The 26,172-nt window shown below is 51.6% G+C and carries 16 protein-coding genes, 1 tRNA gene and 4 pseudogenes; 7 read left to right on the top strand and 14 right to left on the bottom strand.

The genetic code is table 11. The features are described 5' to 3' along the window. Positions 1 to 275 precede the first annotated feature (275 nt). Both JCM12308_RS21930 and JCM12308_RS21935 read right to left on the bottom strand, forming a co-directional pair. A tRNA-Pro gene (locus tag JCM12308_RS21930) sits at positions 276 to 352 on the bottom strand. 390 nt (positions 353 to 742) lie between these two features. Then, positions 743 to 1,492, bottom strand: coding sequence for a tetratricopeptide repeat protein (locus JCM12308_RS21935; RefSeq protein ID WP_008546711.1), 750 nt, complete (start codon positions 1,490 to 1,492; stop codon positions 743 to 745). A 740-nt stretch (positions 1,493 to 2,232) separates the two neighbouring features. Here JCM12308_RS21935 and parE point away from each other — a divergent pair. From parE to JCM12308_RS21950, 3 genes are all read left to right on the top strand, one after another. Continuing rightward, positions 2,233 to 4,329: a DNA topoisomerase IV subunit B gene (gene parE / locus JCM12308_RS21940; protein WP_054785092.1), complete on the top strand. Its 2,097-nt coding sequence runs from the start codon at positions 2,233 to 2,235 to the stop codon at positions 4,327 to 4,329. Positions 4,330 to 4,536: 207 nt separating this feature from the next. Beyond that, positions 4,537 to 5,967 carry a DEAD/DEAH box helicase gene (locus tag JCM12308_RS21945; protein ID WP_008547180.1) on the top strand — a complete coding sequence of 477 codons (1,431 nt, stop codon included), beginning with the start codon at positions 4,537 to 4,539 and terminating at the stop codon, positions 5,965 to 5,967. A 110-nt stretch (positions 5,968 to 6,077) separates the two neighbouring features. Then, positions 6,078 to 7,136, top strand: a complete 1,059-nt coding sequence (locus JCM12308_RS21950; RefSeq protein WP_008547239.1) for a GGDEF domain-containing protein — start codon at positions 6,078 to 6,080, stop codon at positions 7,134 to 7,136. A gap of 15 nt (positions 7,137 to 7,151) precedes the next feature. Here JCM12308_RS21950 and JCM12308_RS21955 read toward each other — a convergent pair whose 3' ends face one another. From JCM12308_RS21955 to JCM12308_RS21995, 9 genes and pseudogenes are all read right to left on the bottom strand, one after another. Continuing rightward, entirely contained in the window at positions 7,152 to 7,562 is a 411-nt protein-coding gene (locus tag JCM12308_RS21955; RefSeq protein ID WP_280138414.1) for a TfoX/Sxy family protein, read from the bottom strand. Positions 7,563 to 7,677: 115 nt separating this feature from the next. Continuing rightward, positions 7,678 to 8,337, bottom strand: a complete 660-nt coding sequence (gene tenA, locus JCM12308_RS21960; protein ID WP_054785094.1) for a thiaminase II — start codon at positions 8,335 to 8,337, stop codon at positions 7,678 to 7,680. 42 nt (positions 8,338 to 8,379) lie between these two features. Then, entirely contained in the window at positions 8,380 to 8,757 is a 378-nt protein-coding gene (locus JCM12308_RS21965; RefSeq protein WP_014285572.1) for a HesB/IscA family protein, read from the bottom strand. A gap of 65 nt (positions 8,758 to 8,822) precedes the next feature. Then, on the bottom strand, positions 8,823 to 9,218 hold the full coding sequence (locus JCM12308_RS21970; protein ID WP_008546804.1) for an SUF system Fe-S cluster assembly protein: 396 nt from the start codon (positions 9,216 to 9,218) through the stop codon (positions 8,823 to 8,825). Between the two features lie 5 nt (positions 9,219 to 9,223). Then, positions 9,224 to 10,470 (bottom strand): annotated as a pseudogene (locus JCM12308_RS21975) (cysteine desulfurase). After that, positions 10,467 to 11,750, bottom strand: a complete 1,284-nt coding sequence (gene sufD / locus JCM12308_RS21980; protein WP_054785095.1) for a Fe-S cluster assembly protein SufD — start codon at positions 11,748 to 11,750, stop codon at positions 10,467 to 10,469. The pseudogene JCM12308_RS21975 and the gene sufD overlap by 4 nt, the downstream one beginning before the upstream one ends. A gap of 15 nt (positions 11,751 to 11,765) precedes the next feature. Next, positions 11,766 to 12,518, bottom strand: a complete 753-nt coding sequence (sufC, locus tag JCM12308_RS21985; RefSeq protein WP_054785096.1) for a Fe-S cluster assembly ATPase SufC — start codon at positions 12,516 to 12,518, stop codon at positions 11,766 to 11,768. A gap of 63 nt (positions 12,519 to 12,581) precedes the next feature. Then, positions 12,582 to 14,053, bottom strand: a pseudogene (gene sufB, locus JCM12308_RS21990) (Fe-S cluster assembly protein SufB). 143 nt (positions 14,054 to 14,196) lie between these two features. Next, complete coding sequence (locus JCM12308_RS21995; RefSeq protein WP_054785097.1) at positions 14,197 to 15,363, bottom strand: cysteine desulfurase family protein; 1,167 nt, start codon at positions 15,361 to 15,363, stop codon at positions 14,197 to 14,199. 328 nt (positions 15,364 to 15,691) lie between these two features. On the opposite strand from JCM12308_RS21995, the pseudogene JCM12308_RS22000 reads away from it, so the two are divergent. Further along, a pseudogene (locus JCM12308_RS22000) lies at positions 15,692 to 16,350 on the top strand (alpha/beta hydrolase). A 73-nt stretch (positions 16,351 to 16,423) separates the two neighbouring features. Here the strand turns inward: JCM12308_RS22000 and JCM12308_RS22005 are convergent. Continuing rightward, positions 16,424 to 16,810 carry an NADH:ubiquinone oxidoreductase subunit NDUFA12 gene (locus tag JCM12308_RS22005; RefSeq protein ID WP_008546198.1) on the bottom strand — a complete coding sequence of 129 codons (387 nt, stop codon included), beginning with the start codon at positions 16,808 to 16,810 and terminating at the stop codon, positions 16,424 to 16,426. Positions 16,811 to 16,979: 169 nt separating this feature from the next. Continuing rightward, entirely contained in the window at positions 16,980 to 17,669 is a 690-nt protein-coding gene (locus JCM12308_RS22010; RefSeq protein ID WP_054785098.1) for a response regulator, read from the bottom strand. Positions 17,670 to 18,367: 698 nt separating this feature from the next. Between JCM12308_RS22010 and JCM12308_RS22015 the strand changes: the two genes are divergently transcribed. The 3 genes and pseudogenes from JCM12308_RS22015 to JCM12308_RS22025 all read left to right on the top strand — a co-directional run bounded on the left by JCM12308_RS22015 (position 18,368) and on the right by JCM12308_RS22025 (position 25,464). After that, positions 18,368 to 22,039 (top strand): vitamin B12-dependent ribonucleotide reductase, encoded by a 3,672-nt coding sequence (locus JCM12308_RS22015; protein WP_054785099.1) that lies wholly within the window; start codon positions 18,368 to 18,370, stop codon positions 22,037 to 22,039. A gap of 269 nt (positions 22,040 to 22,308) precedes the next feature. Then, positions 22,309 to 23,535, top strand: a complete 1,227-nt coding sequence (locus tag JCM12308_RS22020; RefSeq protein WP_054785100.1) for a heparin lyase I family protein — start codon at positions 22,309 to 22,311, stop codon at positions 23,533 to 23,535. A 262-nt stretch (positions 23,536 to 23,797) separates the two neighbouring features. Next, a pseudogene (locus JCM12308_RS22025) lies at positions 23,798 to 25,464 on the top strand (acetolactate synthase large subunit). A gap of 3 nt (positions 25,465 to 25,467) precedes the next feature. Here JCM12308_RS22025 and JCM12308_RS22030 read toward each other — a convergent pair. After that, on the bottom strand, positions 25,468 to 26,166 hold the full coding sequence (locus tag JCM12308_RS22030) for an ABC transporter permease (RefSeq protein WP_054785109.1): 699 nt from the start codon (positions 26,164 to 26,166) through the stop codon (positions 25,468 to 25,470). Between the last annotated feature and the right edge of the window lie 6 nt (positions 26,167 to 26,172).

Genomic DNA, 26,172 nt, shown 5'->3' on the forward strand with positions numbered 1-26,172 from the left:
CCTCATTGCTAAGCTGAATGCTCTTTATGAGGCGCATAGAACCGCCTGTAATGCCCACCTGAAGCCCTTCGCACAACCATTGCTAAATGGGCCTGCGAACGCCACTGGAGAGGCCTGCGAATAGACTGCTGCTCCAGCATAAAGGTCTTGATTGTACGAGAAAGTTTCGGTGCACCTGATGAGCTCGCAGCCTCTGAAAGGTTGGTGCAGACACAAAAAAACACGGAGATGATCCGTGCTGTTTCAGTCTTAAATTTTAAGAGAGAAAAAGAAGATGGTCGGAGCAGCAGGATTCGAACCTGCGACCCTCTGGTCCCAAACCAGATGCGCTACCAGGCTGCGCTATGCTCCGTTACTCATCAACGTGACGCCCCGCGGCGTCTTGTTGAGGCAGGTATATAGGCAGAGTTTTAAAGCTTGGCAATAGCGTTTTGTAGTTTTTCCCAAATCATGCGTGAAAAATGAGAAATCAGCTTCCAGCTGTTGAAAAGGCTGAAATTTCAGGGGCTTAAACAATATGCGTGAAGACTGTGAAAATTTTAGCTTTTCTGCGGGGTTCAGGCAAAAAAAGAGGGTGAGCCAAAAGACTCACCCCAAGTACATTCCAGAGACCCGCATCGGGGTCTACAATCGCCAAACAGAGGTCAATAACAAAACTTGAATATTGAACTCATGATTTAAATCGCAGAAATAACCTGAGTGGTCAAGTCATATTTAGAAGAAAATGCAGGAAGGGCGTGGATTAGTTGCTGGAGGCAACCACGTGACCGCGTTTTGCGAGCCATTCATCAGCCCATTCAGCGGATTTGCGGCGTTCTTTTTCGGAGGCCAGAGAGAAGGCTTTCTCGTGCAGCGTGACGATCCAGGTGTCATTTGCACCGCCGACAATCTGCCTGCGCGCCAAAGTCATCCATTTCAGACCGGTTATGCGTGCTGTGGTGAGTTCTTCTGTAAAGTAAAGAAGTTCACCGAATTTAGCCTGTGCGCCCACATGACCTTTTACTGCTGCCAGCTTAAGCCAACGCGCCGCGAGACGGCGGTCATGATCCGGAAGCTTGTCGTCCAGATACATAAGGCCGAGATTGTACTGGGCATCTGCATCACCGAAATAAGACGCGGCGTAGGTGAAGACCTCACGTGCCTTATAGGTGTTCTGCTTGACTGGAGTATCGCCAATGCCTGTCAGGAAGTAACGGCCTAGTTCAACGAGTGCACTTGCCACGAAAGGAGCGGAGCGCGCGTTGGGACCATCGGAAGAATATTCTCGGACGACCTGAGAAAAGTACTGGAACGCCTGAAGATCATCTTCTGGCACACCATCTCCCTGCGCGTACATTCTGCCGAGCTTCCAGGCGGCCATGGCCTGCCCGTTTTCAGCAGCATAACGAAGCGGAGAAAGTGCCTTGTCTTTTTCACCGGAGTAATAAGCGCGGGCCCCTTCTTTCAGAGCCTGCTGAGGTGTGACGTTTGCCATCTGGTTGACGGCGGCCATAGCATCGGCACTCTTATTTGAATCGAGTGCGTAAACATTTGCAACTGCAGCGAACGTGAGAACCGAGACACAGCTCAAGCTTGTTATAAGACGCGTAAACGCAGCGCGGTGCGTCACCATTCCATCTTTAAACAATGCTTTTTTCAAAGTGCCTCACTTGACCGCTGTCGAATGATCAACGGTTCTGACTTCTCATGTTTTCATGCCGTCGTTGTAGGTTCAGGCTATGAAAGGAAAAAATGTCAATTTTGTTTCCAAAGGCGACATATCTTCAAATTGTCACAAATGATCTTACAAATGCCTAGCTTTCAATCTGATTGACAAAAAACCTACACAGTTCGACCACCTCTCAAACATGGACAAGGCAAACTATCCAATTTGCCTTTACCGAACCAGTGTCAGTTTCGACCATTCCGGTCAGCGTAATTTCATGTTGCAAGCTCGCAACAATCTACAGCACATGACGCTACTGCATTGTGTATGTGCGGTGTAAAGTTTTGACCACAGGCCATAGGGTAATCAGAAATGCCATTTGTATTTTCGCCGCGAATGGCGCATATGGCTGTCAGATGCCCGCTAAAGGTGGGGCTCGGCACATTCAGGTAAGCGAAAAAGCGTATATCTGGCGCTTACCCACAAGGAACAAGAGTAGAACTCCGGCAGATCTTTGCCCTTTTCTCTCAGTCCTGCAAAACTGCCGTTTGATTCGAGACTACTAAGCGCAAGACCAAAGAGGTACGATGAGCACGCCTGATGATCTGTTTGCAGATGTTACCAAAAGCATGGATGAGCTGACATCCTCTTCTGGCAGCACTGAGAAGAAACAAGCACCAGCAGCAAGCGCACCGTCCTCCCCTGCCAAATCATCCAGCGCAGGCCGGACTCCCCCTCCTACGGCTGCGGGTGATGCGGAATATACTGCTGCCGACATTGAGGTGCTTGAAGGGCTGGAGCCTGTTCGTCGCCGTCCGGGTATGTATATTGGTGGTACGGATGAAAAAGCGCTGCACCATCTGTTTGCTGAAGTGATTGACAACTCCATGGATGAGGCTGTTGCAGGCCACGCCAGCTGGATTGATGTCTCCTTAAGTGAAGATGGCTATCTGACCATTACAGATAACGGTCGCGGTATCCCGATTGATCCGCACCCCAAATATAAAGACAAGTCTGCGCTGGAAGTCATTATGACGACCCTGCACGCTGGTGGTAAGTTTGACAGTAAAGTCTACGAGACCTCCGGTGGTTTGCACGGCGTGGGTATTTCCGTTGTGAACGCGCTCTCTGAAGAGCTGGTGGTTGAGGTTGCCCGTAACCGGAAACTTTATCGCCAGACGTTCCGTCGTGGCCTTGCTGATGGCGGCTTGGAGCTGGTTGGTGATGTTCACAACCGCCGTGGCACCATGGTGCGCTTCAAGCCGGATGCGGAAATCTTTGGCAAAACACTGAAGTTCAAGCCTGCCCGCCTGATGAAGATGGCCCGTTCCAAAGCCTATCTGTTTGGCGGTGTTGAGATTCGCTGGCGCTGCGCCAAATCTCTGGCTGATGAAGCCAATGGTGTTCCTGAAAGTGCAACCTTCCATTTCCCGGGTGGTCTGAAGGATTATCTGGAAGAAGCGTTGGGCAAAGAGCGCCGCGTGACGGATGAGGTTTTTGCTGGCCGTACACAGGCCACCGGTAAACATGGTGCAGTTGAATGGGCTGTTGCCTGGTTTGCAGGCGATGGGTTCGTCAACTCTTACTGTAACACCGTTCCAACTCCGGAAGGTGGTACACACGAGACCGGTCTTCGTTATGCCCTACTCCGCGGCCTGAAAGCTTATGGTGAGCTGATCGGCAATAAGAAAGCTTCCATTATTACTGGTGATGACGTTCTGACGTCTGCGGCTGGTATGCTTTCTGTGTTTGTACGTGAGCCTGAGTTTGTTGGTCAGACCAAGGACAAACTGGCGACGAATGAAGCGACGCGTATTGCAGAAAATGCCGTTCGTGATGCCTTTGATCACTGGCTGACGGCTTCCCCGAACCAGGCCAACAAGCTTCTGGAATGGGTGATTGATCGCGCAGAAGAGCGCCTGAAGCGTCGTCAGGAAAAAGACGTTGCCCGCAAGACTGCGGTTCGCCGTCTGCGTTTGCCGGGTAAGCTGGCAGATTGTTCCACCAGTAAGTCTGATGGCACTGAACTGTTCATCGTGGAGGGTGACTCAGCGGGCGGCTCTGCAAAGCAGGCCCGTAATCGCTCAACACAAGCTGTTCTGCCGCTGCGTGGTAAGATCCTGAACGTTGCCAACGCTGGTCGTGACAAGCTTGTGGCCAACCAGCTGCTCTCTGACCTTATTCAGGCGCTGGGTTGTGGCACACGCTCCAACTACGACGACAAAGATCTGCGTTATGAGCGCATCGTGATCATGACCGATGCGGACGTTGATGGTGCGCACATTGCGGCGCTGCTGATCACCTTCTTCTATAAAGAGATGCCTGATCTGATCAACAATGGGCACCTTTATCTGGCTGTTCCTCCGCTTTACCGCATCAGTCAGGGTGGCAAAACGCTGTATGCCCGTGATGATGAGCACCGTGAGCAGCTGCTGAAGACCTCCTTCAAGAAGAACGGCAAGATTGAAATTGGTCGCTTTAAAGGTCTGGGTGAGATGCTGCCTGCGCAATTGAAAGAAACCACCATGGACCCGAAACGCCGCACCCTTTTGAAGGTGGTTGTTGGTGAAGATGAAGTGATTGAGACCCGCAGCGCTGTAGAGCAGCTTATGGGCAACAAACCTGAGGCTCGTTTCAACTTCATTCAGGAGCGCGCGGAGTTCGCGACTGATCTGGATATTTAAAAGAGCCTTAATTCTGAATAGTTGCTGAGTTTTACGTAGGTTAGAACTCAGCAACCTTGGCATAACTTGAAGGAATATATCGGTTATGCCGCAGAATTTATTGACAACGCTGCTTAGAAATGTAGTGTTCCGCCAAACTGGTTGGAGAAACCTGTAAATCATACGGATTCCAGCTTCTCTCCTTAATTATCGTAAAGAACATGCCATATGTCGTTTTCCACTCTCGGACTTAGTGAGAAAGTTCTCGCCGCTGTTGAAGCCTCTGGTTACACAGAGCCGACTGCCATTCAGGCAGGCGCCATCCCTTACGTTTTAGAACGCAGAGATGTCCTCGGCATTGCTCAAACCGGAACCGGGAAAACGGCAAGCTTTACTTTGCCGATGATTACTCTTCTGGAAAAAGGCCGTGCGCGCGCCCGGATGCCAAGAACTCTTATTCTTGAGCCAACCCGTGAGCTTGCTGCGCAGGTGGAAGACAATTTCAACCGTTATGGTGTCAATCACAAGCTGAACGTGGCTCTGCTGATTGGCGGCGTTTCCTTCGCTGAGCAGGATCGCAAGCTGGAGCGTGGCGCTGATGTTCTGATCGCGACACCTGGCCGCCTGTTGGATCACTTCGAGCGCGGCAAACTGCTTTTGCAGGGCGTTGATATCCTCGTGATTGATGAAGCCGACCGCATGCTGGACATGGGCTTCATTCCGGACATTGAACGCATCTGTAAGCTCATCCCATTCACGCGTCAGACCCTGTTCTTCTCCGCAACAATGCCGAGCGAAATTCAACGTCTGACCGATACATTCCTGCAGAACCCTGCCAAGGTTGAAGTGGCTAAAGCTTCCACTACAGCTGAAACGGTGACACAGCGTATTGCTGCAGCTGAGCCGGAAGATTATGAGAAGCGCGCGAAACTGCGCGAGCTGATCGAAGGCGCTGAAGATCTACAGAATGCGATTGTGTTCTGTAACCGCAAGCGCGATGTGGCCACCCTCTTCCGCTCGCTTGTTCGTCATGAATTTTCCGTTGGCGCCTTGCACGGCGATATGGACCAGCGCTCCCGCATGACCATGCTGGACAACTTCAAAAAAGGTAACATCAAGATCCTTGTTGCCAGTGATGTTGCTGCACGCGGTCTGGATATTCCGAGCGTAAGTCACGTATTCAACTTCGATCTGCCGATTCAGGCCGAAGATTACGTCCACCGGATTGGCCGGACAGGACGCGCAGGCCGTGACGGCACCGCGATCTCCATTGTGACGGGTAAGGACGAGAAAGCATTGCAAGCGATCAACGAGACCATTGGCAAGGAACTGGAATGGGTTGGCGAACCTGTCGACTTCTCAGCGCCTGTCGAAGAAAAGAAATCTCGCCGCCGCTCTACCCGTGGCCAGAAAGATAAAAATCGCTCACGTAAGTCCAAAGCAGAAGCACAGGAGGCTCCAGTTCAGGAAGCTGATTCTGTTCCAGCTGGCTTGGAAGAGCAACCTATGGTTCCAATGCACACCGAACGCCGTGCTCCAGCACGCGCACGAGGTGGTCGCCGCGCTAACCAACCTAAGGATGAAGCGATTTTCCGTAATGCAAGCCACATTCCGGCGTTCCTGCTGCGGGAAACTCGTTCCAAAGTTCAAAGCCGATAGCCCATTTTCCTGAGGTTAACCACTGGTTAGGTATATCCCATTAAATAAGCTAATGTTAAATTAGCTTATTAACTATGGGGTAGCCCTATCCGTGACGCGGTGATGCAATCATGAGTCAAGAAGACGAGTTCAAGCGTACTATTGTTTATGCAGACAGTGCGCTCGATTACATCAAAACGAATAAGCTTCCAGCGTTTCCACGCAACTATGAGCTGTGGTATTCTTACGCATCCGGATTTAACCGGGCTCTCAACCGGACCATCAATAAGATTCTTGCCCGTGATGGCAAAATCTCTCCTGAAGAAACTCAGAAGATCTACAACCGTTTTTTGTCGCCAAACCGTTTGGGTGAGCGCATTGACGAAGTTGGCGACAAGATCTCCGAGGAAGTCCGGGAACTGATTTCCGCTCTTGATAAAGGCACGCTGAAGACCACCGAATACGGTGAAGAGCTTGCCCGCACTTTGAGCGCTCTGGAGAACGTGAGTGATCGTTCTCAACTTTCCAAACTTGTGATCCATCTTGCCAAGCTGACCACTGAAACTGCTGAAAGCAATCAGGAGCTTCGCGAACAGCTGGTTGATTCCCGTCGCCAGATTGGCGTTCTGCAGGAAGGTTTGGAAGCGATCCGTTATGAGTCGCTCACCGATGAGTTGACCACGCTGAACAACCGCAAGCACTTCGATCAGAGTTTGGTGCGCGCGGTGAAGGAAGCAGAAGAGAGCCATGCGCCCCTCTCCTTGCTGATTTCAGATATCGACCACTTCAAGCAGTTCAACGACAACTACGGCCACCAGACCGGTGACCAGGTTCTTCGTCTTGTTGCACTGGCTGTAAAGCAGAACGTGAAAAACAATGACATCGCATGTCGTTACGGCGGTGAAGAGTTTGGTATCATTCTGCCACGCACCACTATTGAAGATGCGAAAGTGATTGCGGAGAAGATCCGCAAGAACGTTGTTGCAAAGGAACTGGTGAAGCGCTCTACGGGTGAGAACCTTGGCCGTATCACGATTTCTATCGGCATCTCCACTTTCCGTCCGGGTGACAGTGCGGAGAGCATGGTTTCTCGTGCTGACCTTGCGCTTTATGCGGCAAAGAAAGCTGGCCGTAACCTTGTGAAAGCTGAGGAAGAGAAGAAAATCCCCAGCGTGACACAGGTTGCTTGATCTAAGCGACTAACTTTAAAAGAACAACGGGTTCGGGACGGCAGATCGTATGGTTGCCGTCTTTTTTTGTCGGCTATCCAATGTGACAGATGCCTTAGCTGTTTTCTCGGCTTGTTCCAGCTGCCGGATTGCCTTTGCGATCCACTTGGTCAGCTGAGCCTCATCCTCCACAACATTCAGCGGAACTGAATAGAAGTTTGTCGGGAAATACTCGCCAAAACACTGATGGATGTAGGGTAACTGACCGGTCAGAAGAAAGTCTGCAACATTACCGGAACCTGCCTTGAGGTACAAAGACTTCTCACGCACAAGCGCGAACATTTTTCCGTTTGCATAGTATCCGTGACCGCCAAACATGGGGCGGCAGCGGATATTCTTTAGAAATAACGGGCGTTTATCAGATAGAAAAAATGCGGACAAAGACATAAGCTATCACCAAAAGAAATAAATATACCGAAAGCTTGCAATATTCAGTCAAACACCGACAAGAATATTGCCTACTTCATCCACTCACAGAAATGTGATGTGATCTTTTGAATGATTATAGCTCGAGGCCCATTTGCCAGAAATTGGCCTCAAGTCTAGTGGCCTCTCTAAATATTCTAGACAATTTGGCGTAGCGGGCGTCTGTGGCGTAGAGTTCGCCGAGATCATCGATCTCTTTCACAGTATCCGCTGCCAGTTCCTGATACTCATCACTGGAGTACTCTTTGATCCACTCCGCATACGGATTGCTTGGATCAAGTGCACCATCCTGCTTTGCCAGCTCAGCACCAATTTCACCGTAACCAATTGCACATGGTGCAAGCGCGACTTTCAGATCGAGCATGTCGCCTTTCATCGCGGTGTCGAGAACATATCGGGTGTAGGCCAGATTAGCTGGCTCTTCCGGCGTTGCCACGATTTCAGCTTCTGAAAGCCCCCAGCTTTCGCAAAGGCGAATGTGAAGACCCATCTCTACTTCCAGAATGCCTTTAGCGGAGGAAAGGCACTTTCTCATCTGGGTCAAATCAGTGGACTTGTACATGCCAAGCGCATAGGCACGGGCAAATTCGATGAGGAAGAGATAGTCCTGAACCAGATACTTTTTGAAGGCATCAATCGGCAGTGTGCCGTCGCCAAGGCCCTGGACAAACTCATGTTTTGTGTAGGAATGCCACGTCTCGAGATTATCGTTTTTCAATGAGTTAAAAAGAGACATGGCACCCCACCTATTGCCATAGTTGCTCTTAAAGGAGCACTATTAGTTTTTCTGAGCGAACTTTGAAAGGTCAGCCGCCTGCAACTCTACGGATTCACCGCAGCCGCAAGCAGATACTTCATTTGGATTTTTGAAGGTAAAGCCAGAGCGGAACTTTGTGGATTCAAAACCCATTTCCGTTCCAAGCAAGTAAAGTGTTGCAGCCGGATCAACAAAGACCTTCACGCCTTTGTCTTCCACCACATCGTCACCGGACTTTGCTTCTGTTACCAGATCCAGTTCGTATTCCATACCAGCACAGCCACCGGACTTGATAGAAACGCGCAATCCGAGTGGATCAGCGTCACTTGCATCAAGCAGTGTGCGGATGTGCTCAGCAGCTTCCTCTGTCAGCTGTAATACCTGAAATCCTGAGGCCATTTTGCACCCTCCATGGGCACCTCAACACTGTCGAGGTGCCATACATTGTAAGCGCTGTTCGAACCTTAGAAGAAGTTCAATGCGACGCGAGCTTCGTCAGACATGCGGCTTGGATCCCATGGAGGATCAAAAGTCATGTCTACCTGCACAGCACCAACGCCAGGTACTGAACTTACTGCGTTTTCTACCCAGATCGGCATTTCGCCAGCAACCGGGCAGCCTGGAGCGGTCAAGGTCATGTCGATTTTGACCGTGCGATCGTCCTCGATATCAACCTTGTAAATCAAACCGAGTTCGTAGATATCGACCGGGATTTCCGGATCGAAAACGGTCTTCATCGCAGCAATGATATCTCCGGTCAAACGTTCCAGTTCTTCTGCAGGGATCGCAGAGCTCTGGTTGATTTCCGGAGTTGTCAAAGGTCCGTCAGAGAACTCGCTTGTTTGTGTGTTGTCTGTCATAGGTCCTAACCAAACATCATCTGCGCTTTACGCAAGGCTTCTACCAGAAGGTCGACTTCTTCATGGGTGTTGTACAGGCCAAAACTTGCACGGCATGTACTGGTCACACCATAGCGAGCCAATAGCGGCTGCGCACAATGCGTACCTGCCCGAACTGCAACGCCCGCTCTGTCAATCACCATTGAGATATCGTGGGCATGCACCCCTTCAATCTCGAAGGAGAAGATAGATCCTTATCCTTGGCATTACCAAAGATCTTGAGGGAATTGACTTCCTTTAAGCGCTGCTCTGCATAATCACGTAGGGACGCTTCATGCAATGCGATATTTTCGCGCCCCAGACTATCCATATAGTCAAGTGCGGCCCCTAATCCAATAGCCTGGACGATTGGTGGGGTACCAGCTTCGAAGCGATGAGGTGCTTCGGCATAGGTGACGAGACACTCGGTCACGTCCTTGATCATCTCACCACCACCCTGGAATGGGCGCATCTGGTTGAGAAGTTCTTTCTTGCCGTAGAGCACGCCGATGCCGCTTGGGCCATACAGTTTATGCCCGGTGACTGCATAGAAGTCACAGCCGATATCCTGAACGTCTACAGGCATATGAACTGCAGCCTGTGAGCCGTCCACCAGGACTTTTGCACCACGTTCGTGCGCAAGACGTGTCACTTCTTTCACTGGAACAACTGTTCCGGTGACGTTGGACATGTGGGTGATTGCAACGATTTTGGTGCGATCCGTCAGGAGCTTTTCAAACTCCTCAATCAGGAATGTACCATCTTCTGCAATCGGTGCCCATTTGATGACCGCACCTTTGCGTTCCCGCAGGAAGTTCCAAGGGACGATGTTGGAATGGTGCTCCAGAATGGAGATGATGATCTCATCGCCTTCCTGAATGTCCTCTTCCAGACCGTAGGACACAAGATTGATTGCTTCCGTGGTTGACTTGGTGAAGATCACCTCATCCACGCTTGGAGCATTCAGGAAGCGGCGCACGACCTCGCGTGCCGCCTCAAAGTTTTCAGTGGCTGTGTTCGACAGATAGTGTAAGCCACGGTGCACATTGGCGTATTCCTGGCTGTAGGCTTTGGTGATTGCATCAATAACTGCCTGCGGCTTTTGGGCCGAAGCGCCGTTATCCAGGTACACCAACGGCTTGCCATAGACTTGCGTGGATAGGATCGGAAAATCTTTCCGAACCTTCTCTACGTCGTATGGAGCTGTGAAAGCCGTGTTGTCGACCTTGGTCATTCGCTCACCATCTCGTCGGCGTGGAGCCACTTGCGTGTCATTGCTTCCAGCAATTCTACAGAGCGTTCCTCTTCAAATTCCTCAATAGCTTCAGAGAGGAATGCAAGAACGAGGATTTTACGCGCCTGTGCTTCCGGAATACCGCGAGCCATGAGGTAGAACAGCAGGTCTTCGTCAATGTCGCCGGTGGTAGAACCGTGGGCACACTGAACGTCGTCTGCGAAGATTTCCAGCTCAGGTTTGGCATTGATTTCAGCCGTATCGCTCAAAAGAAGAGACTTGATCATCATCTGACCGTCTGTCTTCTGGGCACCTGGTTCCACAATGATCTTGCCTTGAAAGACTGCGCGGGCTTTGTCGTCTACGACGGCGCGGTAGTATTCGCGGCTTTCACATTCTGGCACTGCATGGTTCACAAACAGTGTAATATCAGCATGTTGGCTGTCTTTGAGCAGACATGTGCCGCGCAGACCTGCGTGGGTACCCTCGCCTTTGAACTCCAGGAAGAGCTGTGCACGAGACAGCGCTGAGCCTTCATTGTAGATGAAGTGCTGGAAATTGGTTTCCGCACCCAGTTCAATGCTAAGCGTCTCAATGTGCTGCGCTTTTTCGCTTTCCACCTGCAGTTTCAGCCAGTGAATGTTGGCTTTATCGCCCACTTTCACTTCTGTCAGAGCGTTGGACTGGTAAGCAGCCTCAGCGTCACCTTCGAAGCTTTCGATGATGAGCGCTTTTGCGCCAGAACCGATTTCAACAGAAGTGCCTGCATAGGAGCTGACTTCTGTGCCGTCGGTGTAACGAACGATCTCAATTGGCGCTTCAATGGTTGCATCTGCATCAATCTTGATGGTGATGCCGCCCTGAACAAGAGCCTGATTGAGGTGCGCCATGGCATCGTCTGTGCCTAGCTGAGCGGCCAGGAAGCCCTCTGCTTCGGTCACAGTTAGACCTGCAAGTGCCTGATTTGACGACAATTCCGGTACATAACGACCGTTGACGATCGCAATGCGATAGGTCTCCAGACCACCAGCACCAGTCAAAGCGTCAGCCTTTGGCGACGTCTTGGATGCCAATGCAAACGCATCGGTCATCTTGGTGCGCAAGTCAGTGTAGTGCCACTCTTCAACGCGGCGGTGCGGGATGCCTTTCGCTTTGAAAGCGTCCCACGCCTGTTTGCGTTGGTTTGCGTTATCTTGCGTTGTTTGCGCGAGAGTTGCGTCGAACTGAGCGTTCAGGCTCTGCTCTGCTTTTGTCTCTTGAATTTTTGCCGGAGCATTCATCGGTTACCCTCCAGCTCAAGCAGCTTCTTCGTCGACGTAGTCAGCGTAGCCGTTTTTCTCCAGCTCAAGAGCAAGCTCTTTGCCGCCAGTCTTTACGATCTTACCTTTGGACAGAACGTGCACGACGTCTGGTACAATGTGATCGAGCAGACGCTGATAGTGAGTGATCACGATCATGGAGCGTTCTGGGGAGCGAAGCTGGTTGACGCCTTCGGAAACGATGCGCAGTGCATCGATGTCCAGACCTGAATCTGTTTCATCCAAAACGCAGAGTGTTGGCTCCAGCAGAGACATCTGCAGGATTTCAGCGCGCTTCTTTTCACCGCCGGAGAAACCAACGTTAAGCGGACGCTTCAGCATGTCAGGCGTGACTTTGAGCTCTTTGGACTTTTCGCGTACGAGCTTCATGAAGTCCGGGGTGGAGATTTCGTCTTCACCACGTGCTTTGCGCTGCGCGTTCAAAGCGGTCTTCAGGAAGGTCATGGTTGCAACACCCGGAATTTCGATCGGGTACTGGAATGCCAGGAACATGCCAGCCGCTGCGCGCTCATCAGCGCCAAGCTCAGACCAGTCCACACCGTTGTAGCTGATGGAGCCCTCGGTGATCTCGTAGTCTTCTTTACCTGCCAGAACATAAGACAGGGTAGACTTACCAGAACCGTTTGGACCCATGATTGCGTGGACTTCGCCCGGGCGAACAGTCAGGTCAATGCCGCGAAGGATTTTGTTGCCATCAACTTCGGCGTGCAGGTTTTTAATCTCAAGCATCTATCGTTCTCGTCTTTTCAATTCTTCAATAGGTACGAGGCAAACGCGGGATCTGTCCGCGTTTTAGCCCACACTTCCTTCAAGGCTGATGGAAATCAGTTTTTGAGCTTCAACTGCAAATTCCATTGGCAGTTGCTGGATTACGTCCCGGACGAAACCATTCACGATCAGCGCGACAGCTTCTTCCTCATCAAGGCCACGGGCCTGACAGTAGAACATCTGATCGTCGGAGATCTTGGAGGTTGTCGCCTCGTGCTCGAACACCGCTGAGGAGTTCTTGCTTTCGATATATGGGACGGTGTGGGCACCGCACTTATCGCCAATGAGAAGCGAGTCACATTGGGTGAAGTTACGTGCGTTAGATGCCTTGCGATGCGCGGAAACCTGCCCGCGATAGGTGTTTTGAGAAACACCTGCTGAGATACCCTTGGAGATAATCCGGCTGGCCGTGTTCTTGCCCAGGTGGATCATCTTGGTACCGCTGTCGATCTGCTGGTGACCATTGGAGATCGCAATGGAATAGAACTCACCTTGGGAGTTATCACCGCGCAGAATGCAGCTTGGGTATTTCCAAGTGATAGCAGAACCAGTTTCAACCTGTGTCCAAGAGATCTTGGAGTTCTTTTCGCGGCAATCGCCACGCTTGGTCACGAAGTTGTAAATACCACCCTTGCCTTCAGAGTCGCCTGGATACCAGTTCTGAACGGTGGAGTATTTGATTTCTGCATCTTCGAGCGCAACGAGCTCAACAACAGCTGCGTGAAGCTGGTTTTCATCGCGCTGAGGAGCTGTACAGCCTTCCAGATAAGACACGTAAGAGCCTTTATCTGCAATGATGAGTGTACGCTCGAACTGACCGGTGTTCTTCTCGTTGATACGGAAGTACGTGGACAGTTCCATTGGGCAGCGAACGCCTGGTGGTACGTACACGAACGAGCCGTCAGAGAAGACTGCGGAGTTCAAAGTTGCGTAGAAGTTGTCGGAGACCGGCACGACTGAACCAAGATACTTCTGCACCAGTTCCGGATGCTCACGAACCGCTTCGGAGATCGGGCAGAAAATCACGCCAGCTTTGGCAAGCTCTTCCTTAAAGGTGGTTGCAACTGACACACTGTCGAACACGGCGTCAACTGCGACGCGGTTTTCAGGTGCGACACCGGCGAGGATTTCCTGTTCGGACAGCGGAATACCTAGCTTCTTGTAGGTTTCCAGCAGTTCAGGATCCACTTCATCAAGGGACTTGGGCCCTTCAGTGTTCTTTGGTGCTGCGTAATAGTGAAGGTCTTCGAAGTCGATCTTCGGATATTCAACACGCGCCCATGTTGCTCTTCCATCGTTTTCCAACGACGAAATGCCTCCAGACGCCAGTTTAGCATCCATTCCGGTTCTTCTTTTTTGGCTGAGATGAACGCAATGATATCTTCGTTGAGCCCTTTGGGAGCAAGCTCACTTTCGATATCCGTTACAAAGCCATATTTATACTGATCAACGTCAATTGCTTTGACCTGATCAATTGTTTCCTGGACTGCCGCCATGCTTTGTCTCCATACGCGGTTCAAAGCCGCATTGGGTACACCTTATTGGACCCTTTTGCCCTATCTAACAGATGCGCTGTCGCAACACAGTGCATCCTTATTTATACGAGGGTTTTGTCCTCGTTTATTTTTATATTTGGCGCTCACCCCTTCTGTGTGGGCTTCATTCGTTTATAAATTTTCGTCCAAGCGCCTAAAAAGCGCTCGACGTCGTCTTCGGTCGTTGCCCAACCCAGGCTTACCCGGATTGCGCCCCGCGCCAGTGATTCCGGCACCCCCATCGCAAGAAGCACATGGGATGCGCCTACTTTGCCGGAAGAACAAGCTGATCCAGATGAAACTGCCACACCAAACAAATCAAAGTTGATGAGCGCGGTTTCAGCTGAAATCCCTTCAACTGCGAAACACGTCGTGTTGCCAAGACGCGCGACATCTTTACCAAAGATGATCGCATCAGGAGAGATTTGTTTCACTCTCTCCTCCATATGGTTTCGCAGGCGCAAAATTCTAGCATGTTCATCAGGATCAGTTGATTGCGCTGCCGCAACTGCAAATCCTGCAATCCCTGCTGTGTTCTCTGTGCCTGCTCTTCTCCACGACTCTTGTCCGCCACCGGTGAGCAGCGGGATTGGCCTGAAGTCACCCTTACCTAAGATAAGAGCGCCTACCCCTTGCGGACCTCCGATTTTATGGGAGGAGATCGACATGGAGTTACAGCCAATCATGGCCATGGAGATTGGTTCCTTACCCGCCATCTGGACTGCATCCACATGGAAGATGTGACCTTTATCTTCTACCAGTACGCCTATTTCCTGCAGCGGCTGCAAAACACCGGTTTCGCTGTTTGCGGCCATTACGGAAATAAGAACTGTTTCATTTTCACCCAGAGCATCCAACATATTGGAAAGTTCGCCGACAATGACACGGCCTTCCTCATCAACCGGAATGCTCTGTACGTTCTGAGCTGCAAATCGGCCACCTGCGACAACGGAGGGATGCTCGATTGCGCTCACAAAAACCTGGGTCAGAATATAGGGCTCGCCATTTTTCAACCAAGTGGGCGATAATGCCGTTACATTCGCCTCAGAAGCACCACTTGTAAAAATAATGTTTGCCGGATTGCCATCTACCAGATCTGCAATTTTGTGCCTTGCGTCTTCGATGATCGCCCGGGCGCGCCGACCGCTGCTGTGAATAGAGGACGCATTGCCAGCGGCTTTATATGCTTCCTGAAGAGCTAAAAGAGATTCTTCCCTCAACGGAGCGCTGGCGTTATAGTCTAAATATGTCAGTTCGCGGTTCGTTGTCATAGTTTAACACAGAAAATGGGGTTCTTTAGTGCCCTAATTGGGTCTCTATGGAAATGGAAACCTTGATATTTTCCACGGTGCTTACGATAAGGGTTAGTGAGTTCCCTTTGAATTCGTTGAGGTCTATAACGTGAGTGCGCCGAGTTGGATATACCTTTCTCCAATAGAGGTCGATTTTCAGTGTAGTCCTTGAGATTCACCGTAGAATAATTCTAAACTGGTTCTAATAAACTTGCCCTTCGCAGTCAAGTTTAATCGACATTGATCCAGTGTACCAAAAAATCGGCGGTCATTTGCTGCCGACCAAAACAAAAGGATTTTGCAGTATATGCCTGAGGTGATCTTCAATGGCCCTGCAGGGCGGCTAGAAGGCCGTTTCCATCCAGCTAAAAAACGCAATGCTCCAATCGCATTGGTGCTTCATCTGCATCCGCAGTTCGGCGGGACGATGAACAACCAGATCATCTATCAGATGTATTACATGTTTGCGAAACGTGGCTTTGCGGTTCTGCGCTTCAACTTCCGCGGTGTCGGTCGTTCACAAGGCCAGTTCGATCATGGACAGGGCGAGTTGTCTGATGCGGCAGCAGCGCTGGACTGGGTACAGACTGTTCATCCGGATGCGCGCGCGTGCTGGATTGCAGGCTTCTCGTTTGGTGCGTGGATTGGTATGCAGCTTCTGATGCGTCGTCCTGAAGTGGAAGGCTTCATTTCCGTTGCTCCACCAGCAAACCTGCATGACTTCTCCTTCCTTGCGCCTTGCCCGTCTTCCGGCTCATCATTCATGGTGAGCAGGATAAGGTTGTTCCGCAGAAAGACGTTCAGGCTCTGGTCGACAAGCTGAAGACCCAAAAGGGTATCATCATCGATCACCAGGAAATGCCTGGCGCGAACCACTTCTTCGAGAACCATGTTGATGGTCTGATTGATAACTGTGCCGGTTATCTCGATCGTCGTCTCGGTTTGATCGGTGAAGACGCGATGTAATCCGCGCAGATTTTCCGAATAAAAAAAGCCCGGTCAAATGACCGGGCTTTTTTTTTGTAACTGATGTTCTGACTTATTCGCCAGGTGTCCAGGCGTGGTAGTCTCCAGTCACTTCCGGACGTTTTTCCGGGGTCAGGATGGAGCCTTTTGGACGGTAGGCGTTTGGTGTGCCTGTCAGGTTTGGCTGGTGATCTGCTTCCCAGTCGCGCTTGACGTATTCCATCTCAGTTGGAGGCGTGTCAGTGCGGTAGTGCATCCAACCGTGCCAACCGGCAGGGATCTGGGAGGCTTCTGCGAGGTTCTTATAGATCACCCAGCGACGCTTGCCGCCACGCTCTCTATAGTACTTGTTGCCAAACTCATCGGTACCGACGAACTCACCCTTTCTCCAAGTGAAGAAGCGAGTGCCCCACGTGTCACTGTTCCACCATGTGAAGAACGTAAGCAGAAGGTGTTTCATGTGTCTGGCCTTTCCAGATCGCTGGCTTGTAAATTTTGCTGGAATATGACGAGTGTTGGCCTGCCTGTCCAGTCTTTGAGTACCGTAGTTTCAACTATTCACCGGAAGTCGCTTAAAATATCCTAGGGTCAGTTAGCAATTTCCCAATTCTGCCCCTCATTTTGCGACTTCACTTCTTGGCTCTGCGCGGCAAGTACGGGTTTTGACTGAACTTGTCTGCCGGTGAAATGTTGCCAACTTCCAGATCCTTGAGGGAAAGCGGTTCATTATCGTCCCTGCCCCGCTGTCTGCGCTTCGGTGGCACCGGTTCAGATTCGGGGGCAGCTGCGTTTTCATCCTTCTGGTATTCGCGCGCTTTGTTGAGCGCTGCGAACTTGGCCTGATTCTGTTCCAGACGCCTTGCCGTGCCATCAATGATGAAACCACCATCATCGTTGCGCACGAACTGACGGCGATCCTTACAGATTGATTCCAGCGACTTCTTCAGCACTGCGGAGGAAATAGGCGTCACCAGCAGATGGTGCGCCCCCGCTTCCATGGCGCGGGTCACGAGTGCACGGGTGCCGTAAGCGGTGATGAAGACGAGCGGAACGTTGATGAGTTCAGGGATTCGGCCTGAGCGCATCAGCTTTAAAAGCTGGAAGCCGCTGACCGGTTTCATCTCCCATCCGGACAATACTATATCTGGTGGGTCCGAGATAAGCATCGGCAATGCATCCTTGGGACTGTCATAGACACGTACGCGCCCCAGCTTCAGGGTGCCTAATATGCCCCTTAGGATTGCTTGGGTGGGTTTTGACTGTTCCACAAGAACCACATCTAACTGAGAAATGTCCTTGCCGAAGGAGGTGTGATGCATATCTGCTCGCTAATTTAACCTAACCAGATACTGAAGGTAATTGAGAAACTATATATGATCTCTCCATACAACTACTGCGTAAAATTGCGTGGGGTGCACAGACTTTTTTACCTGCGATTTTTTGTGATCCACTGAATAATTTTTCCGAAAAATATCCCCCAGAAAAAATGAGGTTGAGTTTGCTTTTTCGCTTGGCTTTGCGGAAATGGCAGGGTTCTGCTGCCTGTGCCCCATTTCGGACATACTTGAAGCTCCACACAATCCACACAGATTACAATATTTGGTGTTCCGATCCCTCTTATGCACACAAGCAGTGGACAGATCGACCTTGACGATGGTTTCCGATTCAATCTAGTTTGAGGTCGAAATCAAGACGTGTTCAGGATAGTGCGGCCTCGGCCGGGAGTTCACCTAATTTAAGTAGCTTCGAGTGCTAGGAGTTGGATTTATTTTCAGTTCCGGCGGTCGCTTTTTTTTGCCAATTGCAAGCTAAATATTGTGTTAATGTATTATCGACACACTAGATATTGTGATAGCATCAGATTGCGTACCACTTTGCCTGCGTTAACTAGTATAAATACCAGATGGCGGATTAGTCGAAACCGGCGGCGGATTTTTGATTAAAATCTTAGCTATCTGATCTCTCAAAACCGAGATGCGCCGCGGTGGCCTTCACCGGGTGCGATAAGGGGCTAAATATGAGAATTGAGCGCCGATATACTGCGGAAGGACAATCCCCCTACGCAGATATTGAATTCTGCAATGCCACAAGTGAGATCCGTAACCCAGACGGGTCCGTTGTGTTTCGCCTTGAGAACATTCAGGTTCCAAAGCAATTCTCTCAGGTTGCCTCAGACATTCTTGCTCAGAAGTATTTCCGTAAGGCGGGTGTGCCTGCAAAGCTGAAGGCCGTTGAAGAAAACACGATCCCTTCCTGGCTGTGGCGCAAAACTGCAGACGACAAGGCGCTGAACAAGCTGCCTAAAGACAAGCGCTTCGGTTCTGAAACCGACAGCCGTCAGGTCTTCGATCGTCTGGCAGGCACCTGGACGTATTGGGGCTGGAAAGGCGGATACTTTGACAGCGAAGCTGATGCGCAGGCGTTCTATGACGAACTGCGGTACATGCTCGCCACTCAGAAAGTCGCGCCAAACTCCCCACAGTGGTTCAACACTGGCCTGCATTGGGCTTACGGCATTGATGGCCCAAGCCAGGGTCACCATTACGTTGACTTTGAAACCGGCAAGCTGACCCGCTCTGCGACCGCCTATGAGCACCCGCAGCCGCATGCTTGCTTCATTCAGTCCGTTGATGATGATCTGGTGAATGAGAACGGCATCATGGACCTGTGGGTTCGTGAAGCGCGTCTGTTCAAATATGGTTCCGGCACCGGCACCAATTTCTCTTCTCTGCGTGCAAGCGGTGAGCGTCTTGCAGGTGGCGGCAAGTCCTCCGGCCTGATGAGCTTCCTGAAGATCGGCGACCGTGCAGCGGGCGCAATCAAATCCGGTGGTACCACTCGCCGTGCAGCGAAGATGGTTGTGGTCGACATCGACCATCCGGATATCGAAGAATTCGTGACCTGGAAGGTGCATGAGGAACAGAAGGTTGCGGCGATCGTAACTGGTTCCAAAGTCTGTCAGAAGCACCTTCAGGCTGTGATGAAAGCTTGCGTCAACTGCGAAGGCAGCGGCGACGATTGCTTTGATCCGAAAAAGAACCCTGCCCTGAAGCGCGAAATGCGTGCTGCCAAGAAGGCAATGGTTCCTGAAAACTACATCCAGCGTGTGGTTCAGTTCGCACGTCAGGGCTACAAGACCATTGAGTTCCCAACCTACAACACAGATTGGGATTCTGAGGCATACCTGACCGTTTCCGGTCAGAACTCCAATAACTCCGTTCGCGTGACTGATGGCTTCCTGAAAGCTGTTACCGCTGATGGTGAGTGGGATCTGATTGGCCGTATTGACGGTGAAACCAAGAAGACCATCAAAGCTGCTGAGCTTTGGGAGCAGATTGGTTACGCGGCATGGGCATCTGCTGACCCAGGCCTGCAGTACCACACCACCATCAATGAGTGGCACACCTGCCCACAGGGCGGCGAGATCCGCGCATCCAACCCATGTTCTGAGTACATGTTCCTGGATGACACCGCGTGTAACCTTGCATCCCTTAACCTGCTGCAGTTCCGTCAGGATGATGGTCAGTTCGACTTTGACAAGTTTGAGCATGCGACCCGCCTCTGGCAGATCGTGCTTGAGATCTCCGTCATGATGGCGCAGTTCCCATCCAAGCAGATTGCAGAGCTGTCCTACGAATACCGCACCACAGGTCTGGGCTACGCCAACATCGGCGGCCTGCTGATGACCTCAGGTATTGCTTATGACAGTGACGAAGGCCGCGCGCTGTGTGGTGCAATCACCGCGATCATGACCGGTGTGTGTTACGCCACTTCCGCTGAAATGGCTGGTGAGCTGGGTGCGTTCCCTCGTTATGAGGAAAACGCGAAGGACATGCTGCGCGTGATCCGTAACCACCGCCGCGCTGCCCACAGCGATACGCAGGGTTATGAGAAACTCAGCACTCTGCCTGTTCCTCTGGACGCTGCCAACTGCCCACAGGCTGACCTTGTTGAGCGTGCTCGTCTGGCATGGGACAAGGCGCTGGAACTGGGTGAAAAGCACGGTTACCGCAACGCGCAGACCACTGTTATTGCTCCAACCGGCACCATCGGTCTGGTGATGGACTGTGACACCACTGGTATTGAGCCTGACTTTGCGCTGGTGAAGTTCAAGAAGCTTGCTGGTGGCGGTTACTTCAAGATCATCAACCGCGCTGTGCCTGAAGCTCTTCGCGCTCTGGGTTACTCTGAAGCTGAAATTGGTGAGATCGAAGCTTATGCTGTTGGTCACGGTTCCATTGCTCAGGCTCCGGCAATCAATGAGGCCAGCCTGAAGGCAAAGGGCTTTGATGATGAAGCGCTTGAGAAACTGGCTGGTGCCCTTGGCTCTGCCTTCGACATCAAGTTCGTGTTCAACCGCTGGACCCTTGGTGACGATCTGCTGACCGGTAAGTTGGGTGTTTCTGCTGAGCAGCTGGAAGATATGGAGTTTGATCTCCTGTCCCACATGGGCTTCAGCAAAGCAGACATTGAAGCAGCAAACACCCACGTTTGTGGTGCAATGACCCTGGAAGGTGCACCGCACCTGAAGGAAGAGCATTACCCAGTGTTTGACTGTGCGAACCCATGCGGTCGCATTGGTAAGCGCTTCCTGTCTGTGGACAGCCACATCAAGATGATGGCAGCGGCTCAGCCGTTCATCTCCGGTGCGATTTCCAAGACCATCAACATGGCAAACACTGCCAGCGTTGAGGATTGTAAAGACGCCTACATGCTCTCCTGGAAGCTTGGCCTTAAAGCTAACGCGCTTTACCGCGATGGTTCCAAGCTGTCTCAGCCGCTGAACGCTCAGCTGCTGGAAGACGATGAGGATGATGCAGAAGACACCGTTGATGACATCCTCGCACAGCCACAGGCTGCACGTGCGGAAGCTGTTGCAGAGCGTGTTGTTGAGCGCATCGTTGAGCGCGCTGTCCGTAACCGTGAAAAGCTGCCAAACCGCCGCAAGGGCTACACTCAGAAGGCTTCCGTTGGTGGCCACAAAGTGTACCTGACAACCGGTGAGTACGAAGATGGCCGCATCGGCGAGATCTTCATCGACATGCACAAGGAAGGCGCTGCATTCCGCTCGTTGATGAACAACTTCGCGATCGCGATCTCTCTTGGCCTGCAGTACGGCGTGCCGCTTGAAGAATACGTAGACGCATTCACCTTCACCCGTTTTGAGCCCGCTGGCATGGTGATGGGTAACGATGCGATCAAGAATGCAACATCCATTCTTGACTACATCTTCCGCGAGCTGGCTGTGTCCTATCTGGGTCGTAACGATCTGGCACACGTTCCACCAGAAGCGCTGGACAGCGCAACCTCCACCTCCCGCTCTTCTGCTGAAGGTCAGGGTGATGAAGGTGGACCGGCGATCGTGTCTCACGGCCTTGTTCGTGGTCAGACCGAGAAGTTCCGTCTGGTTCCAGGTGGTGATCCAGCTGTTCAGCTGGCCGGTGCGATCACAGCTCAGTCTGATGCCATTGCAACTGCGTTCCAACGTGGCGGCGAAGCAACCGCAACAGCAACTGTTGGCACAGCTACACCAGCTGCTGCACAGCCATCCGTTGCAAGCCAGGTCGCTCAGGCCCGCATGAAAGGCTATGAAGGCGAAAGCTGCGCAGAGTGCGGCAACTTCACCATGGTTCGCAACGGCACCTGCCTAAAATGCGACACCTGCGGCTCCACAAGCGGCTGTAGCTGATTGGAACCTGAGATCAACGCGAGATAACTCCGCTAATCTTTGGACTGATTATGAAAAAGGCCCTGAGCTTCGGTTCAGGGCCTTTTTTGTGTTTACGATTTAAAAATGCCAAACATAACATCACTAACTTCGCAAATGAAATGGACGTCGCCGATCAGGCCTATTTGACAGCAGCCTAATGCATTTCGCCAACTTGAAACTCACTAATTTTTCGTGCGGGCTAAGCGTGATTTACTTGAGCAGATTTCATCCATATTTTCAGGTGTTTCATGTCCCTCGTAAAATTCTTTTCTGCATTTTCTGCTGTTTGCTTGCTCATACTCGTTTCACAATCAAATGCGGTGTTGGCCGATCAGAAGTCCGAGATCGCATGTGTCCAGACTTTTCTTGATTTCTGGAAGTTAAAACCGGGACCAATCGACGGTGCTCTTGGAGCTAAAACAGTTAGAGCCTCAAGGGCTTTTCAGGAAAAAAGAGGTGGTGGCCTCCCTACTCTTTCCAGCGAGAGTACTCATGAGTGGTGCCAGCATGCCCTTGTTTCACGCCAATTTGCACGGTTGTTGGCAGGCGACAAGCAACCAGTAAAGTCATTCAGTTATGCAAAACCAAGACTTAGTGACATCTTTATAGGAGGTCATGGGAGTAGGTATGAGCAAGCAGAACGAAACATCAAAAACCCTAGAGCACTGGAGCTTGTGCCTCTTGCTGATGGAAGTGCAGCAGCCCGTGTTGCTGTGAACTATGAAGACAAAGGGCATCCTGATGATTGGCTAGAGCTCAAACAACCGGGAATGACACAGCGATATGAGTTGACTGAAAAACGCAAGTTGTTTCAGCGACCCGGCAAAACTTATTGGCATCGTATTTCGATATTCATTCCCGCAGGTACCCACATTAAAGATCATGTCACACTGTTTGGCATGCACCCGTGGGGGAAGACTATTGGTCTTGACCCTGTGTTTTATCTCATGATTGCGCACGACTGGTTACGCTTCCAGCACACCTTAGATGAAAGCTTTAAATGTGTTGTCGGACCAAGCTGGCGAGGCGGAGATGTCTCTTATTGTGATGCTGATATTACTATTGAGCGGCTCAAGCCTGTCTACAAAATAACCGGCAAATGGATAACGTTGGTGTCCCGTGTTTACTGGGGCAGTAAGCAAGGCACCTACCATTTGTGGATGAATAATGAGCTGGTCTTAGGTGTGAAAGGTCCAACCCATCCACCCCGCACCATTTCGATCGGGAACAAGTTTGGAGTGTTGAGGGGCTATTATGAAACGCTTGGCACGCCTTCCCCAGATCTCTCTATTTACTTTTCGAAGATAGGTCGGGCCAAAGATTGCAAGAGCTTGGAGCTTTTGAACTGCGCACAGTTTGAAGCAGACATCAAAACCTTTGGTAAGTTTACCGTTCACAGTACCAAGAAGCTCATCACCCGCGAGATGAGCAAGTACTTGAAAAAAGGTGGCCGCGTTAGATACCGAATGTATTAGCGCTGGTCTGTTCGCTGCTCGAACAGACATGACCCATCATATCAGGATAGAGCGCGATCTGGGTGCTCTAAAAGACAAGAAAGTACGTATCTCTTTAGTAAAACAGGTGAATTGCGAGATGGCAGATGATTTACTATCTGCCGCTTCCCTCTATTTCCGAAGATTGTGGGCGCGAACTGTTCACTTTAGGCTGGCTGTGTGAGTGTCAGGTTTTTCCACCTGCCCCGCCAAAACAACGCCTTGACTGAATGGAGGCCTTCTTATGCCTGAGACTGCACCCAAAGCGCCGATGAAAGCTTCTGATCTTCTTGTGGCGGCACTGGAGGCGGAAGGGGTAGAGTACGTTTTTGCCGTTCCAGGCGAAGAAAACCTCGATATCGTTGAATCGCTGCGCACATCATCGATTGAGTTGGTACTCAACCGGCATGAGCAAGGCGCAGGCTTCATGGCAGCAACCTATGGGCGCCTGACGGGCAAGGCTGGTGTGTGCATGGCAACGCTTGGGCCCGGCGCCACCAATCTGGCGACACCGGCGGCCTACGCCTATCTTGGCGGGATGCCGCTGATCATGATCACAGGTCAAAAGCCGATCAAGCAATCCAAGCAAGGGCAGTTTCAGATCGTTGATATCGTGAGCCTTTATGAACCTATCACAAAGATGTCGAAGGCCATTATCAACGGGAACACCATCCCTGCCCTCGTTCGTGAAGCCTTTCGGGTCGCGGAAGAAGAACGCCCCGGCACCGTGCTTCTGGAGTTGCCGGAAGACATTGCAATTGAAGAGACAGATGAACCGTTGCTGCTGCCTCACCCACGCTACTACGCCATTGCTGGCGATACAGTGCTTGATGAAGCAGCGGAGATGATCCGCGACGCCAAGATGCCACTGCTCCTTCTGGGCGCTGGTGCAAACCGGAAGGATGCGCACGCTGCGCTGAGTGCATTTGCTGAAAAAACGCAGATCCCGTTCTTCAATACCCAGATGGGCAAAGGGGTGATCGACGAGCGCTCTGATCTGTTTTTGGGAACGGCTGCCCTGTCTGATGGCGACTACATCCACTGCGCAATCGCGCGGGCGGATCTGATTATCAATGTGGGCCATGATGTGGTTGAGAAGCCGCCCTTCCTGATGGAGCCTGGCGGCACCAAGGTCATCCACCTGAACTACAAGGCTGCGCAGGTGGATCAGGTATACTTCCCTCAGGTGGAAGTGGTTGGTGATCTTGCAAAGTCCATTACCCGTCTGGGAGATATCCTCGGCGGACCACTGGAGTTTGATCGCAGCTATTTTGAGCGCATCAAGAAGGAAACGGACCTGCACACCTCAGAAGGGTCCAATGTTTCCCGTTTCCCGGTGATCCCGCAGCGATTGGTGGCAGATACCCGTAGGGTGATGGGAGATGACGACATCATCGCCCTGGATAATGGCATCTACAAAATCTGGTATGCCCGCAACTACAAGGCGCATAAGCCCAACACCATTCTTCTGGACAACGCTCTGGCGACTATGGGTGCAGGTCTGGCGTCTGCATGATGGCTGCCAAACTAAATCCGGATAAGCGGGTTATGGCAATTTGTGGAGATGGCGGCTTCATGATGAACAGCCAGGAGATGGAGACCGCAGTTCGAGAAAAGCTCAATCTGGTGATCGTTGTGCTTGATGACAGCTCATACGGCATGATCCGCTGGAAGCAGGCCCATGCCGGTTTCCCTGATTGGGGCCTGCAATTCGGCAATCCGGACTTCGTTGCCTATGCAAACAGTTACGGCGCCACCGGCCATCGCATCACGCGTACTGAGGATCTTGTCCCGACGTTCGAGAAAGCGTTCGAGGCTGGCGGCGTACATCTGGTGGATGTCCCCGTTGATTACAGTGAGAACCAACGGGTTCTGATTGATGAACTTGCCGCAAAGACCTGTTTGATTTAGCCGTTAGTGAGCCAATCCAAGGCGTTTTTGGAAGAAGGTTTCCAGCTGGGTGAGTGCGTCGTAGATCAAGACTGCGAACAGGCCGACTATGAGGCCGCCTTGCAGGACGTAGGCGGTGTTGTTGGTGAGCAGGCCTGCGATGATGACCTCTCCCAGTGTGCGAGCTGCAACAGTTGAACCGATTGTGGCAGTGCCGATGGCGATGACGACTGATAGGCGGATGCCAGTGAGGATCAAAGGGAGCGCCAGAGGGAGCTCGACCTGAAACAGGCGCTGGCGACGGCTGAGGCCTATTCCTCTGGCAGCTTCCATTGTGGCGGGTGGCAGAGTTGAAAGGCCGGTCATAGTGTTTTCAAAGATCGGCAGGATGCCATAAAGGAACAAGGCGACCAGCGTTGGCCCTGAGCCAAACCCCAGCATGGGGACAGCCAGCGCAAGCACAGCAACAGGCGGGAATGTCTGGCCCATATTGGCGATTGTGCGGGAGAGTGGCAGGAAGGCTTTGCCAGATGGTCGTGTCACAAGAATGGCTAGCAGTAAAGCAACAAAAACCGCAGCCACAGATGCTGCAGCGACAATGACGAGGTGGCTCAAAGAGAGCGACAATAGCGATGCGCGATCGTAGATGATTGCAGCGCCTTCTGGTGCAAATGGTGCGAACATCGGTTCAAACCATTCAGGACGCAAAACGAGCGCGAGCATCAAGCC

Origin of the sequence: Pseudovibrio denitrificans JCM 12308 (assembly GCF_001310815.1) — a bacterium.
Classification (GTDB): Bacteria; Pseudomonadota; Alphaproteobacteria; order Rhizobiales; family Stappiaceae; genus Pseudovibrio; species Pseudovibrio denitrificans.

Bases quoted from the DNA above. Each gene is read 5' to 3' on its own strand.
- JCM12308_RS21935 (WP_008546711.1), bottom strand. From the start codon at position 1,492: ATGGCCGCCGTCAACCAGATGGCAAACGTCACACCTCAGCAGGCTCTG.
- parE (WP_054785092.1), top strand. From the start codon at position 2,233: ATGAGCACGCCTGATGATCTGTTTGCAGATGTTACCAAAAGCATGGAT.
- JCM12308_RS21945 (WP_008547180.1), top strand. From the start codon at position 4,537: ATGTCGTTTTCCACTCTCGGACTTAGTGAGAAAGTTCTCGCCGCTGTT.
- JCM12308_RS21950 (WP_008547239.1), top strand. From the start codon at position 6,078: ATGAGTCAAGAAGACGAGTTCAAGCGTACTATTGTTTATGCAGACAGT.
- JCM12308_RS21955 (WP_280138414.1), bottom strand. From the start codon at position 7,562: ATGTCTTTGTCCGCATTTTTTCTATCTGATAAACGCCCGTTATTTCTA.
- tenA (WP_054785094.1), bottom strand. From the start codon at position 8,337: ATGTCTCTTTTTAACTCATTGAAAAACGATAATCTCGAGACGTGGCAT.
- JCM12308_RS21965 (WP_014285572.1), bottom strand. From the start codon at position 8,757: ATGGCCTCAGGATTTCAGGTATTACAGCTGACAGAGGAAGCTGCTGAG.
- JCM12308_RS21970 (WP_008546804.1), bottom strand. From the start codon at position 9,218: ATGACAGACAACACACAAACAAGCGAGTTCTCTGACGGACCTTTGACA.
- sufD (WP_054785095.1), bottom strand. From the start codon at position 11,750: ATGAATGCTCCGGCAAAAATTCAAGAGACAAAAGCAGAGCAGAGCCTG.
- sufC (WP_054785096.1), bottom strand. From the start codon at position 12,518: ATGCTTGAGATTAAAAACCTGCACGCCGAAGTTGATGGCAACAAAATC.
- JCM12308_RS21995 (WP_054785097.1), bottom strand. From the start codon at position 15,363: ATGACAACGAACCGCGAACTGACATATTTAGACTATAACGCCAGCGCT.
- JCM12308_RS22005 (WP_008546198.1), bottom strand. From the start codon at position 16,810: ATGAAACACCTTCTGCTTACGTTCTTCACATGGTGGAACAGTGACACG.
- JCM12308_RS22010 (WP_054785098.1), bottom strand. From the start codon at position 17,669: ATGCATCACACCTCCTTCGGCAAGGACATTTCTCAGTTAGATGTGGTT.
- JCM12308_RS22015 (WP_054785099.1), top strand. From the start codon at position 18,368: ATGAGAATTGAGCGCCGATATACTGCGGAAGGACAATCCCCCTACGCA.
- JCM12308_RS22020 (WP_054785100.1), top strand. From the start codon at position 22,309: ATGTCCCTCGTAAAATTCTTTTCTGCATTTTCTGCTGTTTGCTTGCTC.
- JCM12308_RS22030 (WP_054785109.1), bottom strand. From the start codon at position 26,166: ATGCTCGCGCTCGTTTTGCGTCCTGAATGGTTTGAACCGATGTTCGCA.